The organism is Limosilactobacillus gastricus DSM 16045, assembly GCF_001434365.1.
Lineage (GTDB): Bacteria > Bacillota > Bacilli > Lactobacillales > Lactobacillaceae > Limosilactobacillus > Limosilactobacillus gastricus.
The window spans coordinates 1-580 of record NZ_AZFN01000054.1; the positions used below are offsets into that span (position 1 = coordinate 1).

The 580-nt window shown below is 50.8% G+C and carries 5 tRNA genes; all 5 read left to right on the plus strand.

Annotated features, from left to right (window positions below):
* The first annotated feature begins 43 nt into the window (after window positions 1-43).
* The 5 genes from FC60_RS09130 (at window position 44) to FC60_RS09150 (ending at window position 551) form a co-directional block, all read left to right on the plus strand.
* A tRNA-Arg gene (locus tag FC60_RS09130) sits at window positions 44-117 on the plus strand.
* 6 nt (window positions 118-123) lie between these two features.
* Window positions 124-197: transfer RNA gene (locus FC60_RS09135), tRNA-Pro, on the plus strand.
* 74 nt (window positions 198-271) lie between these two features.
* Window positions 272-345, plus strand: a tRNA-Met gene (locus tag FC60_RS09140).
* A 15-nt stretch (window positions 346-360) separates the two neighbouring features.
* Window positions 361-434: transfer RNA gene (locus tag FC60_RS09145), tRNA-Ile, on the plus strand.
* Between the two features lie 29 nt (window positions 435-463).
* A tRNA-Ser gene (locus tag FC60_RS09150) sits at window positions 464-551 on the plus strand.
* Window positions 552-580: the final 29 nt, after the last annotated feature.

The window sequence follows — 580 nt, forward strand, 5'->3', positions numbered from 1 at the left end:
AGTGATGACCGTACCGGTTCGATCCCGGTCCTCGGCACCATATGCACCTATAGCGCAATTGGATAGAGTGTCTGACTACGAATCAGAAGGTTGCAGGTTCGACTCCTGCTAGGTGCATTTCAACGGGAAGTAGCTCAGCTTGGTAGAGCACCTGGTTTGGGACCAGGGGGTCGCAGGTTCGAATCCTGTCTTCCCGATTGGTAATTTTTTAATATGATTCCTTATTCNTCCTGTCTTCCCGATTGGTAATTTTTTAATATGATTCCTTATTCGCGGTGTAGCTCAGCTGGCTAGAGCGTCCGGTTCATACCCGGGAGGTCGAGGGTTCGATCCCCCCCGCCGCGATTTGGGTGGCTTTTTGGACCTTTAGCTCAGTTGGTTAGAGCAAGCGGCTCATAACCGCCCGGTCGTAGGTTCGAGTCCTACAAGGTCCATATTTGATTACCATACAGTTGAATATCTTGGAGGATTACCCAAGTGGCTGAAGGGGGCGGTCTTGAAAACCGCTAGGTCGTTAACGCGGCGCAAGAGTTCGAATCTCTTATCCTCCTTTTTATTATCGCGGGGTAGAGCAGCCTGG